The organism is Spirosoma daeguense, from assembly GCF_054776875.1.
On sequence record NZ_BAAHBF010000034.1, the window covers coordinates 1 to 1,157 of the forward strand.

Below are 1,157 nucleotides of genomic sequence, written 5' to 3' on the forward strand. Positions count from 1 at the left end.
ACTGATGTTACGCAGGCCATCCTTAGATTGACAGCCTACTGATTAAATTTAACAAAAATTAGCCATGCACTTCGTTTCGCCTGTTTTCGACCTGTACTCGGACTACCTTTTAGTCAATCAAGGCCAAACGACGGCAACGGGCTTGTCGGCTTTAGTCGATGGTAAACTTTCCCACGATGCCATTACCCGAAGCTTACATCAGCTCAGCTATGGTTCGCCCCAACTATGGCAAGTCGTACGCCCCTTCATTGAGCAGATTGCCGACCCCAACGCGGTGTTGACCCTTGATGATACCGTCGAAGCCAAAGCCTTTATGAACCAAAATTCGCTTATCCGCTTCCATTACGACCACTGTCAGCAGAAAGCACTTAAAGGCATTAACCAACTCACTGCCCTCTACACAGGCCAGATATATTCCTTACCTGTTGCCTATGAACTGATCGAGAAAGACCAAGCCATCATTGATCCAAAGACGGGCAAAACAAAATGGGTCAGCCGGATCAGTAAGCAAGAACGGTTTAGACGGCTAATCCACCAAAGCTTGGCTAATAAGCTCATTTTTAAGTATGTATTGGCCGATTCCTGGTTTTCCTCTGCCGAGAACTTTACCTATATCGCCGGTTTAAGCCAACAATTTATTATGCCTTTGAAAAGCAACCGTAAGGTGGCTCTTTCTAGGGCTGACCAACAACAGGGGCTGTATCGGCCGATTGAGTCGTTAGCTATCGAAGCGCATCAATGCCTTGCCGTTTGGGTTGCCGGAGTGGATTTTCCCCTGTTGCTAACCAAGCAGGTCTTCAAAGACGGAGACATTGAGCAAGGGGTGCTCTATCTGGTAACCAATGACTTGACGGCCGATACGGTCAGCATTCAGACGCAATACGCCCGTCGTTGGAAGGTGGAAGAATTCCACAAATCGATCAAATCAAACACGGGCTATGCCCGCTCACCGGCCCACACGGTGCGGTCTCAAAGCAATCATCTTTTTCTATCCATGCTGGCCTTTGTTAAGTTGGAAGCCTTGCGGTTATCGACGTCAAAAAATCATTTTGCATTAAAAAGTTTGCTGACGCTAAACGCGATGAAATTAGCATTACGAAACCTTAACAGTCTCAAAAGTCAATCTACTCTATTAGCTAAGGCTGCGTAACATCAGT

At 46.8% G+C, this 1,157-nt stretch carries 1 protein-coding gene; it reads left to right on the plus strand.

Annotated elements, in window-relative coordinates; translation table 11 throughout:
• Window positions 1-64 precede the first annotated feature (64 nt).
• Window positions 65-1,150 (plus strand): IS701 family transposase, encoded by a 1,086-nt coding sequence (locus ACYVD4_RS32020; protein WP_460952536.1) that lies wholly within the window; start codon window positions 65-67, stop codon window positions 1,148-1,150.
• The last annotated feature ends 7 nt before the right edge of the window (window positions 1,151-1,157 follow it).